Here is a 19,340-nt window from a genome sequence, read left to right on the forward strand (position 1 = left end):
CGCCACGCGCCTGCTGCTGGGGCCCCTCGCGCGCTTGCCCCCCGGGGCGGGCCAGCCCCGCCGCGTGCGCGAGCCGCAACGCCGCGCCGCCGCCGCCCGCGACGCGATGGCGGCGGAGGTAGCGGCGCAGGCGATCGCGCCGACCGGCCTCGCGCGCCACGACCGGCTGGTCGGCGAGTGCGGCGTCGATGTCGCGCAGCATCGCCTCCACCGTGCCGTAGCGCTGCGCGGGATCCTTCGCGAGCGCCTTGCGCGCGATCGCCTCGAGGTCGGCGATGCGATGGCGTGGCGCGGCGGCGAGCGCGGGATCCGCGGTGACCTCGATGCGCGCGGGCTCCTGCGTGCGGATCGTTTCCACCATCGGCGCGAGCGCGAGGCCGGCGAGTTCGAGCGGCGCGCGGCCGCCGAGCAGGAAATACAGCACGCCGCCGAGCGCGTAGATGTCCGAGCGGACGCTGGCCGCGTTCGAGGTGACGAGTTCGGGTGCGGCGTATTCCGGCGTCAGCGCGACCAGGGTCGCCGCGACGCCGTCGCCGGCGAGCGCGTGCGCGATGCCGAAATCGAGCAGGTGCGGTGCGCCGGACGCGTCGACGAGCACGTTCGCCGGCTTGATGTCGCGATGCACGACGAGCCGTTCGTGCGCGTAGCCGACGGCGACCGCGATGCCGCGGAACAATTCCACGCGCGCAGCGAGCGCGGGTCGTTCGCGCCCGAACCACGCATCGAGCGTGAGGCCGTCGATGTAGTCGGTCACGAGGTAGGGCTGGCCATCGTCGGCGGCGCCGGCATCGAGCAGGCGCACGATGCCCGGATGGCGCAGCCCCGCAAGCACGCGTCGCTCGGCCTCGAGGCTGCGGCGCAGCGCGGGGCGGTCATCGCCGATGAACTTGATCGCGACCTGCTTTTCGAACAGGCCGTCGGCACGCGCGCCGAGCCACACCTCGCCCATGCCGCCGCGGCCGATCGGCCGGTCGAGCCGCCACGCGCCGAGCACGGCACCGCCGATGCGCGCATGCGCGGCGGGTGCGCCGAGATAGTCGCCCGAGCGTTCGATGCCGGACAGCCACGCGCGCAACGCGGCGGCGTCGTCGGGCGATTGCCGCTGGATCTCGGCGAGGCGCTCGTCGCGTTCGTCCTCGCGCAGGGCGAGCAGCGCGTCGAGCAGGTCTTCGCGTCGCTGCCAGTCGTCGGCGGTCGGCGCGGTCATCGCGTCGCGTCGGGATGCAGGCGCTCGTAGAGCCAGCCGCGCGCCTTGACCCAGTCGCGCTGCACGGTGCTCACGTCGAGGCCGAGCACGGCCGCGACCTCGGCTTCGCCGAGTCCGCCGAAGTAGCGCAACTGCACCACCTGGGCGAGGCGCGGTCGCGCCCGTTCGAGCTGCGCGAGTGCGTCGTCGAGCTCGAGCAACCCGCTGAAGTCCGCGGCGACCTCGACGCCGTCGAGCGGCTCGACGACGGCCCCGCCGCCACGCTTGAGCGCGACGCGGTCGCGCGCGTAGTTGACGATGATGTGGCGCATCGCGCGTGCGGCGATGGCGAGGAAATGATCGCGGTCCACGCGCGAGAACAGCTCGGGCGAGCCACAGAACTTGAGGTAGGCCTCGTTGACCAGCGCCGTCGTCGACAGTGTCGGCGCCGCCGCGCCACGCCGGCGCTGGCTGCGCGCGATCTGGCGCAGTTCGGCCTGCAATTCGGTCACAAGGCGCGCGAGGTCGCGTGGTGCCGCCGTCGCCACGGCGGCTTCGATGCGCTCGCGCACCGCCTCTTCGGACGTTTCCGTCACGCGGCCACCCGCGCTCGCGCAACGGTGTGCCGATCCATCCGGCCGTATGCCTGCATCGCTCGAGCCCCCGCAACCCGCCTTCCCTGTCGATCCATTCTTCGGCCTTTGCGCGCGCGAGGCAAGCACGCGGCGGCGGTCAGCGCGCCGGCGGCAGGCGCTGCAGCAGCACGAACGGGTCGAAACGCACGTCGACACCGGAGGCGAGCACGCCGATGGACGTGATCTCGAAGTCGTCCTCTATGCGGAAGATCGTTTCGCCGAACGCGATCGTGAGCTGGCCGGGCGTGTCGGTGAGGATCTTCAGGTCGATCGGCCCGCCGCGCGGAAGGTCGACGTTGAACGGCGCGCGCGGCAGGTCCTTGCCGCGCCACAGCTGCGGCGAAACCTGCTGCGTCGTGCGATCGACCGACAGGATGACCGACTTCTGGGGGCGCAGCCCCGCATCGCCCGGACCATACAGGTCGATGCGCGCGATCGACGCCCACTTGCCGCTGCGCCGGCCCTTCACCGCGGCCACGCGGATCGTCGTCGCGAGGCCATCGAAGTGCGCGAGGCCGCTGCGCTCCCATTCGCTGTACTCGCCCGCCTCGCCACCGAGGCGGAAACGGTAGCGTTCGCCCGGCGTGAACTGGGCGATCACCGTGGTCGCCTCGCCCTGCACGCGCGTCGGCGGCAGTTCCTGCGGCGGGGCGGCGAGAGCGAGGACGAGCACGAGCGTGGCGAGCATCGGACCTCCGGCGGGCAGGCGGGCCGTCGCACGCGTGCGCCCGGCCACGATCGCCGATCTTGCCTCGTCGATAGCCGGCGCGGAACCCCGGACGCGAAGGCCGGGCGTGATCGCGTGATCCCTCGCGCCCCGGTCTTGCGTATGCCGAGGCAAGTCCATGAGGAGACCGCCATGCGCACCGCCCTGCTGTTCACCGCCGCCCTCGCCGCAGCGTCCGCCGGCGCATCCGCATTCGCCGCAGACGGCGCGCTCGACGCGACCTTCGGCACCGACGCCGAATTCCCGGGGTTCGGTTTCTACCTCAATCCCTACGGCATCCAGCTCGATTCGGTCGTCACCGCACTCAAGCGTGCACCGAACGGACAGCTGTACCTGATCGGCCGGGTGAAGGACCTGCAGGACGACTGGCGCACGTCGATCCGGCGCCTCGACCCGGACGGCTACCCCGATTTCGCGTTCGGCGACGCGGGGGTGCGCACCTATCCGTTGCCTTGCCCGGACGCGTTCACGAGCGACGCCGAGGTCGATGCGCAGGGTCGCATCTGGGTTGCGTTCGGCGGCTGCCCGGATTTCAAGGTCTACCGGTTCACGCCCGCGGGCGAGCTCGACAACAGCCTGCTCGGTACCGGCGTGCTGTCGATCGCGTTCGACCTCGGCAACACCAACGAGGACGATGCGCGCCAGCTCGAGATCGATCCGCAGGGCGGCATCGTCGTCGCGGGCTTCGCCTCCGCGCTGCCGTCACGACGGCTCGCCCTCGCGCACTACACCGCCGACGGCGCGCCGGTCGCCGGATTCGGCGTCGACGGCAAGGCCGATTTCCCGGCGGCCGAGATCATCAACTACGTGAAAGGGCTGCACATCATGCGCGACGGTCGCATCGTCGTGACCGGCCTCTATGCGCCGAACCCGGCGTCGGGTCGGCAGGCGGTGTACCGCCTCCAATCGAATGGCACGCTCGACGCCGGCTACGGCAACTTCGCGCCGGGCATTGCCTCCGGCGATCTCGGCGTGGCCTACGGTGATCTGTTGAAGCGCGTGTTCAGCGAAGGCTCGCTGCTCCTGCCGGACGGCTCGGTGTTGCAGGTCGGCACCGGCATCGACTATGGCGGCCCGCACTCGTATTACGACGTCGTGCTGATCAAATGGCGGCCCGATGGACAGCCCGATACTTCGATCGGCCCGTTCGGCGCACGCGCCTACAGCCTCGACTTCGCCGGCGCTAATCCGGCCGACGATAACGACAACTACGATCGGGCGTTCTCGTTCGCACGCCAGGGTGACGGCAAGATCGTCATCCTCGGCGAAAGCCGCGCATCGGGCTCCGCGCTCGGCGCTACGCTGATCCGCCTGACGCCGTCGCTCGACCTCGACCCGACCTTCGGCGACGGCGGCAAGGTGCGCTACCTCACCGCGATCGCGACGGACGGCAACAACTGCTCGTACGTGGACGAGCCGCTGGTCGAGCCGGGCCGGATCGTCGCGAGCATGCGCGCCTGCATCGGCGGCGGCAAGTTCGCCCAGGCGACGATGGGCGTCGAGAACGACCTGCTGTTCGCCGACGGCCTCGACTGAACCGACGTCAGATCGACGGGTCGACGACGTCGATCGTGTAGTCGAAGTACTGAACGAGCCCGCCGCCGGCGACCCCGGCGGCGGGATTGGCGTAATTCGCGCGCACCGAGATGTGGTGGCGACCGCGCGAAGGTGGCGCGAGCAGGATCCAGTAGCCGTCGCTCGCCGCGGGCGCGAACACGCCCGGCTCGTCCACGTACGGCGCGCGTTCGTAGGCGTCGAAGCACGCCGTGCTGCGTGCGCGAAAACGCCTCGCGTCGGGCACGATCACGCCATCGATCTTCACGATGGCATGTTGCAGGTAATCGTTGTTGACCGCCGCCGCGTCGCGCAGCGTGTCGCACGGGACGTGCCGCCCGCGCGGCGAATGCTGCATCATCGCGATGATCGGGAAGAACACGTGCTTGCCGTACGGCACGCTGCAGCGGCGCTCGACGGCGGCGTCGCCGCTCGTGCCGGCGAGGAACCACACCGGACCCTGCTGCGCATCGGCGCAATGCTCGCCGGTCGGATCGTCGTAGGCACGCGCCCCGGGTGGCGCGACCGATGCCCACTGCCACCAGCGCGCCGACAGGGCCGCGGCGTCCGCGCCGCCGACGCGTTCGCCGGGCGCGAGCACCTGGGCGGGACGCGCGAGCGCTACGGACGCGCACGTGAATGCAAGTACGAACAGCCAGCGTCGCATAGGGAATTCCCCCGGGCCCGGACGCCAAGGCTAAGGCGCACGCACGTTCGCAACAACCCTGCGACGCAGGCCGCGTCCGCGGCCCGGAAGCATGCACCGGCTGCGCGCCTCCTTCCTACGGTCAGTCGAAGCCGTCGGCGAACAGGTGGTCGCCGTCGGTCTCGAGCGCGCCGATGTCCGCGGCGACGCCGTTCACGCGTGCGAACGCGCCGCCGCGCTGGTCGGTCGGCGAACCCTGTGCATTGTTGCCGGCATCGATCGCCGGGCTGCCCGGCCGCAACAGGTGGGTGAGCGTGCGTCCGCCGTTGTCGGCGAGCGGCTCGAGCCGCGGATCCGCGGCGATCGTGTCGGCAGGCACCGGCGAAGTGCCATGGTTTTCGATCAGGTTGTTGGCGCCGGCGAACGAGGCGCCGAGGCCCTCGCCGACGTCGGCCGAACCCGACGCTCCGCCGTTGCGCGCAATGATCGAGCTCTGCAGGTTCGCCGCAAAACCGGTCTGGAACAGGCCGGCGCCGAGCGGCACGGCTTCCGTATTGAACGCGATCGTCGCATTGGCGACGGTGAGCGCCGCCTTCGCATAGACGCCGCCGATCGTCGCCGCCGTCGCGCGATTGCCGGAGATGGTGCTGTTGGCGATCAGTGATGCCGGCGTCGTGTTGCCGCCCTTGAGCTGGACGCCGCCGACGAAGCCGGCTTCAGTCCCCGAGACGGTCGAATGGCGCAGGCTTGCGCGGCCGCCGGCGACGAGCGCGCCACCGCTGCCGAACGGCGCTGCAAGTGCGGAGACCGCGTTGTCGGCGAGCGTCGAATAGCTCGTGTCGACGACGCCGGTCACGAACGCGCCGCCACCACCGGCGACACCGCTCGCGGCGACGCTGTCGGCGCGATTGCCGCTGATCGTGCTGTTCGCCATCGTGAGGTCGCCGTGCACGTACGCGCCGCCGCCGACGGCGTTGCCGAGCGCGGAGTACACGCTGTTGTCGTCGATGTGGCTGTCGGACATGCCGAGGATGCCGTCGACGAACACGCCGCCACCGCGATACGTGCTGGTGCCGGCGATGCCCATGAGCTTGCAGCCGCGGATCGCGACATCCGTGAGCTGCACGTTGCCGCCCGAATAGATGCACCCGCCGGCGAGGAAGCCGCTGCCGTTGCGCACGGTGAGGCCGCTGATCGTCAGCACGCCGGAGCCGAGGTGCTGGAACACGCGGTCGTAGGCATTGCCGTCGATCGCGAGTGCCCCCGAGCCAGGCCCCTGCACCGTGACGAAGCTCGGCAGCTCGATACGACCCGTGGTCAGGGTGATCAGGCTGCACTGCAACTGGCTGAGGTCGATCACATCCGTATTGCCGGCGGCCTGCGCCGCGGCGCGCAGGCTCCCGGCGCCGCTGTTCTGGCAGTTGGTGACGGGGATCGTCGCCGCGTGCGCGGCGGCGCCGCACAGCATGAGCAGGCCGGCGGCGAGCGGCCGCAACGCGGGGACGGAGGAATGGGCAGGGCGGCGCATGGTCGAACCTCGCGGTCAGGGATGGCCCGTGGAACGCCGTTGCGTGGCGCGAAAGGACATCGCGCCGGCCGAACTTTCCGCGCCGCCCGGACACCAAGCCGGGACGGCGCGATCGCGCCCGCCGGAGGATCGCCGTGTCCAGGATCGTTGCTTGCGCACTCTGCCTCGCCTGCATCGCCTCGAGTGCGCATGCCGCCGGGACGGTCGCCAATCCGCTCATCGACTACGCCGGCTTCGAGCGCATCGTCGCGTCCTCCAAGCACGAACACGAATCGCACCGCCTCGACGAAGACACGTTCCTCGCGCTCATGCGCGAACCCGGCGTGATCGTGCTCGACGCACGCAGCGAGGCGCGCTACCGCCTGCGCCACGTGAAGGGCGCGGTGAACCTGCCGTTCACCGAGTTCACCGCGGACACGCTCGCGCGCATCGCGCCGCGCAAGGACGCGAAGATCCTCATCTACTGCAACAACAATTTCCGCAACAGCCCGGAGGCGTTCGCCGAGAAGGCGGCGACCGCATCGCTGAACCTCTCGACCTGGACGTCGCTCAAGTCCTACGGCTACACGAACGTGTACGAACTCGGCCCGCTGCTGCCGGTGGATGCGACGCGCATTCCGTTCGAAGGCGACGAAGTGCGCTGAGCGCGGACGCGCTTGCCGCACGGGCGCGTCCCGTGCACCGACCCGGTCGACGGTTGTGGCAGCGCGAGAGCGAGCGGCCAGACGAAGGCGCGCGGGCTGCTGCGGCCCTCGATATGCGAGTGGCCCGGGGCCACGGCGGGCGAATGGCCCTGTGAGGGAGTGGGCGGACGGCGCAGCCTGCTCATGCGCGTACCGCGCTCGCCAAGGACGTACCGATGCCCTTCACACGTTCCCTGCCCGCCATGGCCCTGTCCCTCGCATTCGCCGGATTCGCAGCGTGCGCACGCGCGTCGCAGCCCGCAACCGAAAACCCCCATGCGGGCGACCTTGCCGGCCTGCACGACTTCGATTTCGTGATCGGCGACTGGCGTGTCCACCATCGGCTGATCAACGCGAAGACGAAGCAATGGATCGAGTTCGAAGGCACGATGAGCACGCGCAAGATCATGGAGGGCTACGGCAACCTCGAGGACAACGTGCTCGATCGTCCGGGCGGACGCTACCGCGCGGCGGCGATGCGCACCTACGATCCGAAGACGGCGACATGGGCGATCTGGTGGTTCGACGGCCGCACTCCGCACGGCGCGGTCGACCCGCCGGTGAAAGGCCGCTTCGAGAACGGCATCGGCCGCTTCTATTCCGACGATGTCGTCGACGGCAAACCGCTGCGCACCCGCTACCAGTGGTCGCACGACGGCGCCGAGCGCGCGCACTGGGAACAAGCCACCTCGTCCGACGGCGGCGCGACCTGGGAAACCAGCTGGCTCATGGATTTCACGCGCCGCTGAGTGTGCGTGAACTCCGACGTGCCCGGGAGCAGCACCGTAGCAGCGCAGCCTGTATGCGACGGTGCGCCCCGGCTTATCCGCAGCGCCGCCGTCGCCCGCGGTCGGCTCATACACGGCCAATGGGATTTTTCTCGATTGCGCCGCTTCCGCTATGCGCGCCTCACGGGCCCTTCGGCTTGATGCGGCCGTTCTCGACCAGCCACAGGTGGCCGCCGGTCGCGAGCATGATCGGCTTGGGATAGGTGAGGCTCAGGAACACGTCCATCGGTACCGGCAGTTCGTCCTGCGGCCGCCCTTCGAGCTTCACGTACAGGTCGGCGTCGTCGTCGGCCATGCTGATGCACTCGGTCGAGTACTTCTGCGTCGACAGCAGGTTGCCGCCGTCGGCGGAGACGTCGAAGCGCAGCAGCGGCCCGAGCGGGATCACCTTCGACCGATCCGATTCCGGGAACAGGTAGACCTCCCAGCCGCGATCCGCACCGGGCAGGATCACCGTTCCGAAGGCGGCGCCGCACAGTTCGTCCGCGTTGGCGAGCGCGGTCTGGCGCGCGCGGTACATCGCCGCCTCGGCCGGGTCCGGCGCGCGTTGCGGCTCCAGGATGACCTCGGGCAAGCCCTTGCCCGGCGCGGGCAGCAGGACGTCCGCTCCGACATGGGCGTTCGCGTCCGCGTCCTCGACGAACAGGCTCGCGCGCGTGCCTTCCGGCCGTTCGGTGACGACCCAGCCGCCGACGTCGGGCAGCGGCATCGCGACACCCTGCACGGCGAGTGCATCGCGCGCGCGCTGGGCGACGAGGTCCTGCCGGTAGATCGCGCGCCCCCGGGTTTCGATGCGGGCGATCGCGGACGTTTCGCCGGCCGACGGTGCGCGCGCCACGAGCGGCGCGTTCGCTTTCGGCGGCTCGGACGCGCAGCCGGCGACGGCGACGAGCGCGAGGATCAAAACCGATCGGACAGACACGCGGCACCTCCTGCAGCGAAGCGGCCAGCATAGGTCGGCGGGATGCTTGCGTCGAGGCGCGAACGGCAAAACCGCCGGCGCATGCTCATGCATCGCCCGCGTTCATGCGACGGCCCAACGCACGAGATGACGCGCGACCGGCGTACCGATCGCAAGCCTTCGCGCAGGTCGAGCGTCGCCATTTCATCCTTGCCGCCCGGTTTCAGGCGCGGCTCGATCGTGCGCAGGCGCTGGCCGCGCCGGAAGCCGGACAGCACGCGCGATTCCTCCGCGCGGATCACCAGGACTGGCCCGTTCGACGGGTCGGCGAGATGGCCCCACTCGATCACCTCGTCCTGGACGTACGCGTCGGGATCCTGCCCTGGCACCTTGCCCATCGCCATGCCGCGCTCCCGCGATCGGGGTGGCGACAGCGTACACGCGCGTGCGACCGCACGCGGTGCGGGCATTGCGCGCATGGCGCCACCGGCGCCCCGGCGCCGCTATCATGCGCGGCATGACGCACGACACGACCGCGCTCAATCGAGCGCGCCATCGCTTCGATGGCGCCCCGGCGGTCTGGCTGTTCGGTTACGGCTCGCTGATCTGGAAGGCGGACTTCGACTACCTCGACCGCCGGCACGCCCACCTCCATGGCTGGTCGCGCCGTTTCTGGCAGGGTTCGCACGACCACCGCGGCACGCCGGAGGCACCCGGGCGCGTACTCACGCTCGCGCGCGACCCCGGCGCGAGCTGCGCGGGTGTCGCCTATCTCGTCACGCCAGCGGTGTTCGATGCGCTCGATCATCGCGAGAAGAACGGCTACCTGCGGCATGTCGAGCCACTCGTATTCGACGACGGCAGCCGTGTCGACGGCCTCGTCTACATCGCCGACGGACACAACGCCGCGTGGCTGGGGCCGGCCTCCGACACGGCGATCGCACGCCAGATCGCCGCGGCGCACGGGCCGAGCGGCGCAAATCGCGACTACGTGCTCCATCTCGCCGACGCGCTGCGCGCGCAGCATGCGGAGGATGCGCACGTGTTCGCGATCGAGCGCGAACTGCACCGCCTCGCCGGCTTGACTGCGCGGTGAACGCGGATCCGCCTTGCGTGTCCAGGTCGAGCGGATGAAGGGTGGCCGCGTACGAGCGTCGCTTCTGTGGAAGCGCCTTCCGCCACGATGCGCTATTGCATGGCGGGGCAAGGCGCAAAGGCCGACCTACGCGGTCGTCAGACCGATTGAACGAGCTTGCCGAGCAGCACCAGCGACTCCTCCCTGCCGCGGCAGCGGGCTTCGAGGGGATCGCCGCAGGTAGCCTTCCTGCACCCCGCTGAGTTCGGTCCCGCACGAAACCTCGCGCGAGGTGACGGTCGTCTCCAGCGTGTCGGGCAGGTTCGGATCATCTGCGCGTGGAGGCGGGATGGTGGGGGCCGTGCGGGTCGATGGATGGCATCACTCCAACGGCGCGCAAACCTCGGTCGTCATGCTGCCCACACCGCAGCGCCGTCTACGACGCCGTAGCGGCGATTGCCCACTTCGGCGCCCGGGCGGCTGCCGAAGCGCGCCTCGACATACGCGCGGATGTCGTCGGCGATCGCATCGCGTGCGGCCTTCGGCGAATACACACCGACGATGTCGTCCACCTCGACCTCACCGAGCGCGCATGCAGGCACGCACTGGAACGAACCGTCCTCGCCGAGATAGACCGCGAGCGGCCGGTCGCGCATGAAACCCAGCACGTTCGATGCGAGCGTCGCCGGCTCGTCCTGCGGCGAGCCGAGCTCACGGCTCTCCTCGAGTCCATGCAGGTGCGGGTGGGTCATCGGAGTTTTCTCCGTACGGTACGTTCGGACGTCACGGATAGTGCGTCGACGATGAATCGGCGATGACCATGGCCGCCTTCGTTCAGGAGGCTACGCGCGTCACGCCGATTCCGCCCGCCGCCTGCGAAAGCGCTCTAGCGATTCGCGCAGGGCTTCCGAGCGGTCGCGCAGCGCCTTGAGCTTGTCGCGCGTCTGGATCACCTTCTCGACGAGTTCGGCGCGCTCGCGCAGTTCCTCCTCCGTCATCGGCATGCCGAGCGGCTTCAACGCCGCCGACGCATCGTGGGTTCGCTTCAACGTTTCGATCGCGCGGATCGCGTTGCGCAGGTTCGAGTCGACGCTCATGCGTGGCTTGCTCCTTGGAACTGGGCGGCGTCCGCGGTGGAGGCGACCGGCGGACGGTTTCAGGCTAGTCGCGCGAGCTGAATGCGGGGCGACCGGTGCCGAACCCCGGTCCGCTGTTGCGGCATGCGTCACGAAATTCCCAGGGCGAGACCGGCTTCGCGTTCAGGTCGGCCAGGCCGGTGCGGGCGGTATCCGCATGAGGGCCGCGAGTGCGAAACTGCGTATGGATTTCAAGCCCAACCATCGGAATCCCGTGATGCGCCGCTCCGTCTTCCCATGCTTCCTCCTGCTCGTCGCACCGGGCGCATCGTCTGCGTGGACGGCCGAATGGTCATCGACCTGGCAGCATCCCGAGCCGCTGCACGCGGCCACCGAAGCCGCGGTGCTGCGCGGCGCGGACGGCGCCGTGTTCGCCGCGGTCCATGTCGTCCATCACGCCACCGGCCACGCGACGCTCGTACGTTTCGATGCGGACGGCGCGTTCGAATGGCTGCGCGAGAGTGTCGGTGGCGAAACGATCGCGATGACGGAACTCGCCGGCGCTCGCACCGTCGTCGTCGACGGCGACGGCGTCGACGGCGCAACGATCCGCATACGCGCCTACGACGGCGCGAGCGGCGACCCCGCATGGTCCGATACGACGCGGACCGGTCGTTTCGGCCGCGGGGCGCGCCGCGTCGCGCGCAGTTCCGACGGCGGCCTGCTCGTTGGCTCCAGCAGCGGCGGCGACGTCGTCGTGCTCCGCTATACCGCCGCCGGCGTGCCGCTGCCGGACTGGCACTGGTCGTCGGGCCAGCCGTTCGTTTGTGCCGACGACCTCGTCGCCTTGCCCGACGGCGGCGCGGTCGTCGCCGGGCGCGGCGTGGCGATCGGCGGCGGCTACCTCGCCGTGCGCTTCGACGCGGACGGCAAGGTCGTGTTCACCGATCGCGAAGACGGCGACCTCGGCAATCCGCTCGGCCTCGCCCGTGTCGAACCCGCCGCCGACGGCATCGTGTTCGCGGGGGCGCCGGAGTCGTCGTCCGGCGTGTTCCAGGCACGGGTGTGGAAGGTGCGCGCCGACGGCGAGCGCGCGTGGACGCGCGTCGCGCCCAACCCCGCCGGCCCCCTGGCCAGCCTCGATGTGGCCGGCCTCGTCGTGCACGATGCGGACGTGTTCGCCGCGATCGCGGGTCCGCCGCAGGAGGGTTTCCGCCTGCTGCGCCTCGACGCGGCCGATGGCAGCGTACGCGAAGACGCGAACGCCATCGTCACGGGCACGCCGACGGATCTCGTGCGCACTCCCGCGGGCCGCCTGCTCGTCGGCGGCTTCGACTTCGCGGACAGCATGGGCCATGTCGCCGCGCGAATGGCCGAGTTCGATGCGGGCGGCCGGCCGTGCCGGGCGAGCGATGCGCTCGGCTACGCGAGCGGCGTCGCCGCGGTTGCCGACGGCGCCGGATGGCTCACGCTCGGCACGAGCGCATGGTCGAACGGATCGAGCGATGCACTGGTCGCGCGGTACGACGCGGAGGGCACGTGCGACCGCGGCGATGCCATCTTCGCCGATGGTTTCGACCCGCCGGTGGCGGCCGCACGGAGCAAGCGCCCGAACCGGTAGCTCAGTCGCCGACTGCGGAGCGATGCCCATCAGGCATCGTGCACGTCCGCGCGAGGGACCCTGTGCAAGGTGGACCAAGGCAAGCCGAAGCGCATCGGCGTCGGTCGTGACCAGCGCGACAGCCACCATGCGGCACCGAGCAAGGCGCCGCCAACCGCCGCATTCGCCGGGACGAAAGACTGCCGGGCGAAGAACAGCGCGCCGACGATGCCGAGCACGCAGACGAGAAGCTGCCGGGCGCGCACTGGCAGGTCGCGGGGGCGCGCCGCGATCACCCGCGCGGCATGGGCTTCGATCGTCGCTGGCGTGTAGATCGCCGCGAAATGCTCCTCGCTGTCCCCCTCATCCGGCACACACAAGCCCGCATCGACGCGCGCATAAACGATGCGCCCGATGTCCCGGCTCGCCGGCAGCCCCATCGCTTCGAGCGCGACACGCGCCTGCTGGGCCGTGCGCGCGGGCAGGTCGGCGACGAGCATGCGACAAAATTCGGCGGCATCGACATGGTGGGTAGTGGCGCCCTTCCTCCGCCACGTCCCGACGAACGAGACCGCTCCATGTATCCACGCGACCGTATCGCGCGGATAGCCCGTGCGCGCAGCGATGTCGTCGATCGCTGCTTCGCAGCGGACGCATGCTGCGCAACGCGCGGCGTCATGCCCCGGCATGGCGCGCTCCACCCGCGCCGCGGCGCGCTGCGGGCCGAGCCGTCGCGCCGGTGTTTTCGGCGGGCGGCCATCGCACCGGATACATCGCGAGGTATTGCACGACGCGCGGCCGCACGCCGCGGTTGGCGCTGCCCGCGTGCGGCAATGCGTGATGCCACAGGACGAGGTCGCCGGCCGAGCCCGCGATCGGCCGTGCCGCCTCGGCGGGGATGTGCGCATACGGATCTGCACCGTGCGGCAACGCGCGCAGCCAGTCGTCGATGTCGCGATGGAAACCCGGAATGCAGGTGAAGGCGCCCTGCTCGGCTGGCGTGTCGGTGAGATAGAGGATCCCCTGCACGGCGAGCCCGAGCGGTGGCACGAGCTCCGCGTCCCAATGCAGGTGCGGGCCAGGAAAACGGAAGCGCACGTCCTCGGGCGGATTGAAGCCACAGCGATCCGTCGTCATCACGAGGTCGTCGGTGCCGAGGAGCTGCGCGAACGCCTTGTGGATGCGCAGCGACCGACGCGCGGGCTCGAACGCCTCGTGCTGGAACAGCTGCACCATGATGCCCTGGCGCAGGTTCGACGCGTACCAGGTGCGCGCATCGGCGGGATCGGCCGCGACATGCGCGTGCACGGCGGCGCTCGCTGCGGCGCATTCTTCCGCCGTGATCGCGTGCGGCAGCACGACGTAGCCGTGCTCTTCCCAGTGTGCGAGAGCGGCCTCATCGAGCACCGGGGCGAGCTCGCGCACGCTCGCGAGGCGCCGCATGACATCGTCCGGATAGCCATGCCCTTCCTGCAAGGCGTTCACCCAGGCGATGCGCCGGGGATCGATCGCGCCACCGTGGCACTCGAGCACGAACCCACGCAGCGCCTCGTAGGAAGGCATCGTGCCGAGGAACCGCGCGATCTGTTCGAGGCCGATGCCGAGGCTGTCGCTGAGCATGCGATCGCGGTGTTCGCGTCGCCGGTCGCGGGCGAGCTGCTCGCCACGCAGCACGCGCATGCGACGCAACCAGTAGTCGTGCAGGGCGGGAACGTCGAGCTCGGAAGGATCGCGGACCATCGCGCGAGTGTAGCGGCGGCGGCCGACGCTTGGCCGGCGTCGTCGGCGGCGGCGCTATGCCGCAGCGCCGGAACGCGGCGGTTTCGAACGCGGCTGCTGTCAGGAAACGACACGAGCGCACGGCGCCTGCGCCATGGGCGTGCGGATTTGCGGGCTTGCGACTGGCATTGAACTTGCTCGCTGCCCTTTCGCAGGCCGTCCGGACCGGCTCGCGTCGGCTGGCACCCTGCACTCTTTGGTCCGTCGCATGGGCGGGCCGCCACTTACCAGGGGACACGCATGTCGATCATGAGCACGGCCAAGGCCGCCCTGTTGTGCGTTGCGTTCGCGCTGCCCGCGCAGCACGCCAGCGCGGCGGATCAATGGCATTTCAAGGTGAAGAACGCGACCGAAACGCGCATCACCAAGCTGCAGGTGTCGGAAGACAAGAAGAACTGGGGGGACTTCGAGATCGGCCGCGGCATCGCGCCGGGCAAGACCGAGACCATGGTGTGGGACAGCAGCACCGACGACGAGGGTTGCGAGCAATGGATCCGCGCGCAATGCAGCGACGGCAGCACGAGCCCGCCGAGCAAGCAGAACTTCTGCGAAGACCTCGACACGCCGATCGAGTTCTCCGAAGAGTGATGTCCGCGCGGGGCGGCGCTGCGCGCCGCCCCGCGTCGCGCCGGCCCGTCAGCTGCGCAGCTTGTAGCCGGTGCGGAAGATCCACCACACCGCCACTAGGCACAGCGCCAGGAATCCGAGCGTGGCGAGTGCGCTGGTCGCGACGTCGACATCGGCGATGCCGTAGAAGCTCCAGCGGAAGCCGCTGATGAGGTAGACGACCGGATTGAACAGCGTCACGCGCTGCCAGAACGGCGGCAACATGTTGATGGAGTAGAACGCGCCACCGAGGAAGGTGAGCGGCGTGACGACCATGAGCGGGATCACCTGCAGCTTCTGGAAGTCGTCCGCCCACAACCCGATGATGAAGCCGAACAGGCTGAACGTGACCGCGGTGAGCACGAGGAAACCGACCATCCAGAACGGATGCGCGATCCCGTACGGCACGAAGAAGCGCGCGGTGACGAGGATGAGCAGGCCGAGCATGACCGACTTGGTCGCCGCCGCGCCGACGTAGCCGAGCACGACCTCGATGAAGGACACCGGCGCGGACAGCAGTTCGAAGATCGTGCCGGCCCATTTCGGCATGTAGATGCCGAACGACGCGTTCGAAATGCTCTCGTTGAGCAGCGACAGCATGATGAGGCCGGGGATGATGAAGGCGCCGTAGCTGACGCCGCCGATGTCGCCCATGCGCGAGCCGATCGCCGAACCGAACACGACGAAGTAGAGCGACGTCGACAGCACCGGCGAGGCGATCGACTGGGTGATCGTGCGGAACGTGCGCGCCATCTCGAAGCGGTAGATCGCCTTGATCGCGTGCAGGTTCATGCGGCGGCCTGCTGCGGCTTGCCGTGCACGAGGCCGACGAAGATCTCTTCGAGCGAACTCTCGCTCGAGTGCAGGTCCTTGAAGTCGATGCCCAGCTCGGCGAGGCGCCTGAGCAGCGCGGCGATGCCGGTTTCCTCGGTCTGCGTGTCGAACGTGTAGACCAGTGCGTGGCCGTCCTGCGCGAGTTCGAGCGGCTGGTCGGCGAGCACGTCCGGCACGCGCTCGAGCGGCTCGCGCAGGCTCAGGGTGAGCTGCTTGCGGCCGAGCTTGCGCATCAGCGTCGCCTTGTCCTCGACGACGACGAGTTCGCCTTTCGCGATCACGCCGATGCGATCGGCCATCTCCTCCGCCTCCTCGATGTAGTGCGTCGTGAGGATGATCGTCGCGCCCTCGTCGCGCAGGCGGCGCACCATCCGCCACATGTCGTGGCGCAACTCCACGTCGACGCCGGCGGTCGGTTCGTCGAGGAACAGGATCGACGGTTCGTGCGCGAGCGCCTTGGCGATGAGCACGCGCCGCTTCATGCCGCCCGAGAGCGTCATGATCTTGCTCTCGCGCTTTTCCCACAGCGAGAGTTCGCGCAACACCTTCTCGAGGTGCGCCGGATCCGGCGCCTTGCCGAACAGGCCGCGGCTGAAGCGCAACGTCGCCCACACCTTCTCGAACGTGTCGGTCGACAGTTCCTGCGGCACCAGGCCGATCTTCGCGCGCGCGGCGCGGTAGTCGCGCACGATGTCGTGGCCATCGACGGTCACGCTGCCCGAGGACGCCCTGACGATGCCGCAGATGATGCTGATCAGCGTGGTCTTGCCGGCGCCGTTCGGCCCGAGCAGCGCGAGGATCTCGCCGCGGCGGATGTCGAGGTCGACGTTGCGCAGGGCATGGAACCCCGACGCGTAGACCTTGTCCAGGTTGCGCACGGAAATGATCGGCGGCGACATGATGGGTCTCGCGGGCGATGGAGCCGCCCATGCTAGCCGAGTCGGCGGGGGCGCGTGCACGGTGCGTCCCCTGTGCGCTGCCTCACGGCCCGCCGCGCCCATGCGTGCGATGATCCCGGCCTTGCGGAGTCCGATCATGCGCATCCATCCCGTCGCCGTCGCGGCGACACTGGCCATCGTCCCGATCAGTGCGCCCACGGCGACGCTCGAGGTCGGTCCTGGCCACGCCTACGCGACGCCTTGCGCGGCGATCGCCGCGGCCGCCGACGGCGACACGATCCTCATCGACGCCGCCGGCGAGTACGCCGGCGACGTCTGCGCGTGGTCGAAGAACGGACTGACCCTGCGTGGGGTGAACGGGCGGCCGCACATCGACGCGAACGGCGCGAGCGCGCAGGGCAAGGCGATCTGGGTGATTTCCGGCGCCGACACGACGGTCGAGAACGTCGAACTCTCCGGCTGCCACGTGCCCGACATGAACGGCGCCGGTATCCGCCAGCAGGGCACGAACCTGACCGTGCGCCACGCCTGGTTCCACGACAACGAGAACGGCATCCTCGCCGGCGAAGACGCCGCGAGCACGATCACGATCGAGTACAGCGAGTTCGCCCACAATGGCGCGGGCGACGGCTTCTCGCACAACCTCTACATCGGCCATGTCGGTCGACTCGTATTCCGCGGCAACTGGTCGCACGACGCGATCGTCGGGCACCTCCTGAAGTCGCGCGCCGAGCGCAACGACATCCTCTACAACCGCCTTACCGGCGAAGCGGGCAGCGAGAGCTACGAGATCAACCTGCCCAACGGCGGCCTTACCTACGTCATCGGCAACCTCGTGCAGCAGCCCTCGACGACGCAGAACGGCGCGATGCTCGACTACCTCAGTGAAGGCGCGGGATCGAACACGGACTTCCGCCTGTTCGTCGTCAACAACACGTTCGTCAACGATCGCGGCAGCGGCACGTTCCTGCAGGTCGGCGGCGGCACGCCCGCGCTCGCGCGCAACAACATCTTCTTCGGCGGCGGCACGATCAGCACGCAGGCCGGCACCGTGCTCGATCACAACTACGCGGGCAACGCGGACCTGTTCGTCGACGCGGCGCACTACGACTATCGCCTGCGCGCCGATGCGAGCGCCGTGATCGACCAAGGCATCGCGCCCGGCAGCGGCGGCGGCGAGACGCTGCAGCCGGCGAGCATCTACGTCCACCCGGCGAACGTCGCGGCGCGAGCCGTGGCGGGCGCGATCGACATCGGTGCCTACGAATGGACCGACGACGCGATCTTCAGCGACGGCTTCGAGGGCTGAGCGCGCCCGGTGGCTACGGCTCGATCTTGAACGGCGGTCGCGGCGTGGCCGGACACGCGGTGTCGATGGCCTCGACCGACCCCATGCGCACGAGCGTCGCGTACGCGCGCGCCGCACATCGCGTCCAGCCGGAGTGCCCCTGCCCGCGCAGCAGGAGGTCGGCACGTCGCGCGAAGCCCTTCGCGACGCGGTCCGCGAATGCCTTCGGCGTCGCGGGGTCGATGTCTCCGGAAACGAACAACGTCGGCACGGACGACACGACCGGCGCACGATAGCCCGGCGGCAGCGTCGCCAGCGGCCAGACGGCGCAGGCGGCGCGCTGTTCGCGCACGCGGTAGTCGCCGAGCCACGTGTGTGCCGTCGCGGCGACGAGTTCCTCATCGCGGATGTATCTCACGTCTTCCGCACAGGTGATCGAGAGGAACACGCCGGCGCTGAACTGGTGGTCGAACCCGCGCGCCGATTCGAGGATGCCGTCGGTGAGCGCCTTCCAGTCTCCCCGGTGCGCACGATGGATCGTCCACGGCACGTCGGCGGCTCCCTCCGGCGAATACATCATGAAGCGCAGGCGTTCGGCGACGCGGCCCGGGTCCAGCGTGACCGGCGCTTGCGCGTCGGCAACGGGAACCTCGACTCCGCCATCGGCGAGTCGCGCGAACACCTGCCTCGTCTCTTCGCGCAACGCAGGGAACGCGGCAGCGCAGCGCGAGTCGCTTTCGCACGCGCCCCTCGTCGCGTCGAGCACGTCCTGCGACGCGCGCGCGAACGGCAGCGGAAACGGCACGTCGATCGGCACGACGCTGCCGAGGTAGGCGGTGCGCACCGAGTCGGGGTAGGCATGCAGGTACACCTGCGTCGCGCGCGTGCCGTAGGACAAGGCATAGACGTTGAGCCGGCCGTAGCCGAGTGCACGCCGGACGTGTTCGACGTCGTCGGCGAACCGCGCGAACGAGTACTGCGTGAGATCGGCGCGCGCGGCGAGTTCGTCGCGGCAGCGCGTGACCACCACCGGCGGCAGGAAGTGGGCGAGGCTCGCCGCCTCGTCGCGGTCCGCGTGCAACGTGCACGCGATCGGCGAGGAGCGGCCGGTACCGCGCTGATCGATCAGGAGGATGTCGCGGTCCTCGAACATCGCACCGAGCTCGAGGCCGATGTCCGCGGCCGAATCGATCGCCGCCTGGCCCGGCCCACCCGAGAAGAACGCGATCGGATCGCGCCGCACGGGCGTGCGTTTGGCAGGCAGCACGGCGACCGCGATCGACAGATGGCGACCCTCGGGCCGGGACGGGTTCTCCGGCACGTCGAAGGTCCCGCAGCGCGCGAGCGTCGGCACGTCCGGCAACCGGCAGTCGCCGAGGCGGGGCGAAGCGGACCCGAAGGCCGCGCCCGCGCCCGCAGGCGCCACGCCCACGCCCAGCAGCAGCGACAATACCGCGAGCATCCGCCCGACTCGATTCATCATGATGCCCTCCCCTTTGCGCATTGGATGCCGGGCGGCGGTGCAGCGTTTATGC

Annotated in this window: 21 protein-coding genes; 7 read left to right on the plus strand and 14 right to left on the minus strand. The window is 69.9% G+C overall.

Translation table 11 applies throughout. The annotated features are described in order from the left end of the window. The 3 genes from ACTHK2_RS06885 to ACTHK2_RS06895 all read right to left on the minus strand — a co-directional run. Window positions 1-1,207, minus strand: a 1,207-nt coding sequence (locus ACTHK2_RS06885) for a serine/threonine-protein kinase (RefSeq protein WP_440244967.1), incomplete at its 3' end; no start/stop codon positions are given. Further along, on the minus strand, window positions 1,204-1,782 hold the full coding sequence (locus ACTHK2_RS06890; protein WP_440244968.1) for an ECF-type sigma factor: 579 nt from the start codon (window positions 1,780-1,782) through the stop codon (window positions 1,204-1,206). The genes ACTHK2_RS06885 and ACTHK2_RS06890, both read right to left, overlap by 4 nt. Window positions 1,783-1,918: 136 nt before the next feature. Then, the gene (locus ACTHK2_RS06895) at window positions 1,919-2,509 is read right to left on the minus strand and encodes a hypothetical protein (protein WP_440244969.1); all 591 of its coding nucleotides are present in this window, start codon (window positions 2,507-2,509) and stop codon (window positions 1,919-1,921) included. Window positions 2,510-2,680: 171 nt separating this feature from the next. Between ACTHK2_RS06895 and ACTHK2_RS06900 the strand changes: the two genes are divergently transcribed. Then, a complete protein-coding gene (locus ACTHK2_RS06900; RefSeq protein ID WP_440244970.1) occupies window positions 2,681-4,084 on the plus strand; it encodes a hypothetical protein in 1,404 nt (467 codons plus the stop codon). Window positions 4,085-4,091: 7 nt separating this feature from the next. Here ACTHK2_RS06900 and ACTHK2_RS06905 read toward each other — a convergent pair whose 3' ends face one another. Next, a complete protein-coding gene (locus ACTHK2_RS06905) occupies window positions 4,092-4,769 on the minus strand; it encodes a hypothetical protein (protein ID WP_440244971.1) in 678 nt (225 codons plus the stop codon). A 121-nt stretch (window positions 4,770-4,890) separates the two neighbouring features. Beyond that, the gene (locus ACTHK2_RS06910) at window positions 4,891-6,276 is read right to left on the minus strand and encodes a choice-of-anchor Q domain-containing protein (protein WP_440244972.1); all 1,386 of its coding nucleotides are present in this window, start codon (window positions 6,274-6,276) and stop codon (window positions 4,891-4,893) included. Between the two features lie 134 nt (window positions 6,277-6,410). Between ACTHK2_RS06910 and ACTHK2_RS06915 the strand changes: the two genes are divergently transcribed. Both ACTHK2_RS06915 and ACTHK2_RS06920 read left to right on the plus strand, forming a co-directional pair. Next, window positions 6,411-6,920, plus strand: a complete 510-nt coding sequence (locus tag ACTHK2_RS06915) for a rhodanese-like domain-containing protein (protein WP_440244973.1) — start codon at window positions 6,411-6,413, stop codon at window positions 6,918-6,920. 242 nt (window positions 6,921-7,162) lie between these two features. After that, window positions 7,163-7,708: a hypothetical protein gene (locus ACTHK2_RS06920; protein ID WP_440244974.1), complete on the plus strand. Its 546-nt coding sequence runs from the start codon at window positions 7,163-7,165 to the stop codon at window positions 7,706-7,708. Between the two features lie 160 nt (window positions 7,709-7,868). On the opposite strand, the gene ACTHK2_RS06925 is transcribed toward ACTHK2_RS06920, so the two are convergent. Then, entirely contained in the window at window positions 7,869-8,669 is an 801-nt protein-coding gene (locus ACTHK2_RS06925; protein ID WP_440244975.1) for a hypothetical protein, read from the minus strand. Further along, the gene (locus ACTHK2_RS06930) at window positions 8,648-9,052 is read right to left on the minus strand and encodes a hypothetical protein (RefSeq protein WP_440244976.1); all 405 of its coding nucleotides are present in this window, start codon (window positions 9,050-9,052) and stop codon (window positions 8,648-8,650) included. The genes ACTHK2_RS06925 and ACTHK2_RS06930 overlap by 22 nt, the downstream gene beginning before the upstream one ends. 113 nt (window positions 9,053-9,165) lie before the next feature. Here ACTHK2_RS06930 and ACTHK2_RS06935 point away from each other — a divergent pair, with 113 nt between their 5' ends. Next, a complete protein-coding gene (locus tag ACTHK2_RS06935; RefSeq protein WP_440244977.1) occupies window positions 9,166-9,744 on the plus strand; it encodes a gamma-glutamylcyclotransferase in 579 nt (192 codons plus the stop codon). 389 nt (window positions 9,745-10,133) lie between these two features. Here the strand turns inward: ACTHK2_RS06935 and ACTHK2_RS06940 are convergent, their stop codons facing one another. Continuing rightward, the gene (locus ACTHK2_RS06940) at window positions 10,134-10,475 is read right to left on the minus strand and encodes a hypothetical protein (RefSeq protein ID WP_440244978.1); all 342 of its coding nucleotides are present in this window, start codon (window positions 10,473-10,475) and stop codon (window positions 10,134-10,136) included. A 99-nt stretch (window positions 10,476-10,574) separates the two neighbouring features. Next, window positions 10,575-10,820: a hypothetical protein gene (locus ACTHK2_RS06945; RefSeq protein ID WP_440244979.1), complete on the minus strand. Its 246-nt coding sequence runs from the start codon at window positions 10,818-10,820 to the stop codon at window positions 10,575-10,577. Between the two features lie 256 nt (window positions 10,821-11,076). Here ACTHK2_RS06945 and ACTHK2_RS06950 point away from each other — a divergent pair, with 256 nt between their 5' ends. Further along, window positions 11,077-12,420 carry a hypothetical protein gene (locus tag ACTHK2_RS06950; RefSeq protein WP_440244980.1) on the plus strand — a complete coding sequence of 448 codons (1,344 nt, stop codon included), beginning with the start codon at window positions 11,077-11,079 and terminating at the stop codon, window positions 12,418-12,420. Between the two features lie 29 nt (window positions 12,421-12,449). On the opposite strand, the gene ACTHK2_RS06955 is transcribed toward ACTHK2_RS06950, so the two are convergent. After that, a complete protein-coding gene (locus tag ACTHK2_RS06955) occupies window positions 12,450-13,088 on the minus strand; it encodes a hypothetical protein (protein WP_440244981.1) in 639 nt (212 codons plus the stop codon). Then, window positions 13,075-14,139, minus strand: coding sequence for a phytanoyl-CoA dioxygenase family protein (locus ACTHK2_RS06960; protein ID WP_440244982.1), 1,065 nt, complete (start codon window positions 14,137-14,139; stop codon window positions 13,075-13,077). Before ACTHK2_RS06960 ends, ACTHK2_RS06955 begins: the two co-directional genes overlap by 14 nt. A gap of 288 nt (window positions 14,140-14,427) precedes the next feature. Here ACTHK2_RS06960 and ACTHK2_RS06965 point away from each other — a divergent pair, with 288 nt between their 5' ends. Then, window positions 14,428-14,766, plus strand: coding sequence for a hypothetical protein (locus tag ACTHK2_RS06965; protein WP_440244983.1), 339 nt, complete (start codon window positions 14,428-14,430; stop codon window positions 14,764-14,766). 48 nt (window positions 14,767-14,814) lie between these two features. Here the strand turns inward: ACTHK2_RS06965 and ACTHK2_RS06970 are convergent, their stop codons facing one another. Both ACTHK2_RS06970 and ACTHK2_RS06975 read right to left on the minus strand, forming a co-directional pair. Next, window positions 14,815-15,576: an ABC transporter permease gene (locus ACTHK2_RS06970; RefSeq protein ID WP_440244984.1), complete on the minus strand. Its 762-nt coding sequence runs from the start codon at window positions 15,574-15,576 to the stop codon at window positions 14,815-14,817. Then, entirely contained in the window at window positions 15,573-16,517 is a 945-nt protein-coding gene (locus ACTHK2_RS06975; RefSeq protein ID WP_440244985.1) for an ABC transporter ATP-binding protein, read from the minus strand. The genes ACTHK2_RS06970 and ACTHK2_RS06975 overlap by 4 nt, the downstream gene beginning before the upstream one ends. 136 nt (window positions 16,518-16,653) lie before the next feature. Between ACTHK2_RS06975 and ACTHK2_RS06980 the strand changes: the two genes are divergently transcribed. Beyond that, window positions 16,654-17,826 (plus strand): hypothetical protein, encoded by a 1,173-nt coding sequence (locus ACTHK2_RS06980; protein WP_440244986.1) that lies wholly within the window; start codon window positions 16,654-16,656, stop codon window positions 17,824-17,826. A gap of 13 nt (window positions 17,827-17,839) precedes the next feature. Here ACTHK2_RS06980 and ACTHK2_RS06985 read toward each other — a convergent pair whose 3' ends face one another. Then, entirely contained in the window at window positions 17,840-19,288 is a 1,449-nt protein-coding gene (locus tag ACTHK2_RS06985) for an alpha/beta fold hydrolase (protein WP_440244987.1), read from the minus strand. Window positions 19,289-19,340 lie beyond the last annotated feature (52 nt).

This window comes from Dokdonella sp. (assembly GCF_051958935.1).
Lineage (GTDB): Bacteria > Pseudomonadota > Gammaproteobacteria > Xanthomonadales > Rhodanobacteraceae > Dokdonella_A.

Coding starts and splice junctions, on each gene's coding strand:
- ACTHK2_RS06965 (WP_440244983.1), top strand. CDS start 14,428: ATGAGCACGGCCAAGGCCGCCCTGTTGTGCGTTGCGTTCGCGCTGCCC.
- ACTHK2_RS06950 (WP_440244980.1), top strand. CDS start 11,077: ATGCGCCGCTCCGTCTTCCCATGCTTCCTCCTGCTCGTCGCACCGGGC.
- ACTHK2_RS06970 (WP_440244984.1), bottom strand. CDS start 15,576: ATGAACCTGCACGCGATCAAGGCGATCTACCGCTTCGAGATGGCGCGC.
- ACTHK2_RS06955 (WP_440244981.1), bottom strand. CDS start 13,088: ATGCCGGGGCATGACGCCGCGCGTTGCGCAGCATGCGTCCGCTGCGAA.
- ACTHK2_RS06920 (WP_440244974.1), top strand. CDS start 7,163: ATGGCCCTGTCCCTCGCATTCGCCGGATTCGCAGCGTGCGCACGCGCG.
- ACTHK2_RS06940 (WP_440244978.1), bottom strand. CDS start 10,475: ATGACCCACCCGCACCTGCATGGACTCGAGGAGAGCCGTGAGCTCGGC.
- ACTHK2_RS06960 (WP_440244982.1), bottom strand. CDS start 14,139: ATGGTCCGCGATCCTTCCGAGCTCGACGTTCCCGCCCTGCACGACTAC.
- ACTHK2_RS06980 (WP_440244986.1), top strand. CDS start 16,654: ATGCGCATCCATCCCGTCGCCGTCGCGGCGACACTGGCCATCGTCCCG.
- ACTHK2_RS06935 (WP_440244977.1), top strand. CDS start 9,166: ATGACGCACGACACGACCGCGCTCAATCGAGCGCGCCATCGCTTCGAT.
- ACTHK2_RS06985 (WP_440244987.1), bottom strand. CDS start 19,288: ATGATGAATCGAGTCGGGCGGATGCTCGCGGTATTGTCGCTGCTGCTG.
- ACTHK2_RS06930 (WP_440244976.1), bottom strand. CDS start 9,052: ATGGCGATGGGCAAGGTGCCAGGGCAGGATCCCGACGCGTACGTCCAG.
- ACTHK2_RS06975 (WP_440244985.1), bottom strand. CDS start 16,517: ATGTCGCCGCCGATCATTTCCGTGCGCAACCTGGACAAGGTCTACGCG.
- ACTHK2_RS06895 (WP_440244969.1), bottom strand. CDS start 2,509: ATGCTCGCCACGCTCGTGCTCGTCCTCGCTCTCGCCGCCCCGCCGCAG.
- ACTHK2_RS06900 (WP_440244970.1), top strand. CDS start 2,681: ATGCGCACCGCCCTGCTGTTCACCGCCGCCCTCGCCGCAGCGTCCGCC.
- ACTHK2_RS06910 (WP_440244972.1), bottom strand. CDS start 6,276: ATGCGCCGCCCTGCCCATTCCTCCGTCCCCGCGTTGCGGCCGCTCGCC.
- ACTHK2_RS06905 (WP_440244971.1), bottom strand. CDS start 4,769: ATGCGACGCTGGCTGTTCGTACTTGCATTCACGTGCGCGTCCGTAGCG.
- ACTHK2_RS06945 (WP_440244979.1), bottom strand. CDS start 10,820: ATGAGCGTCGACTCGAACCTGCGCAACGCGATCCGCGCGATCGAAACG.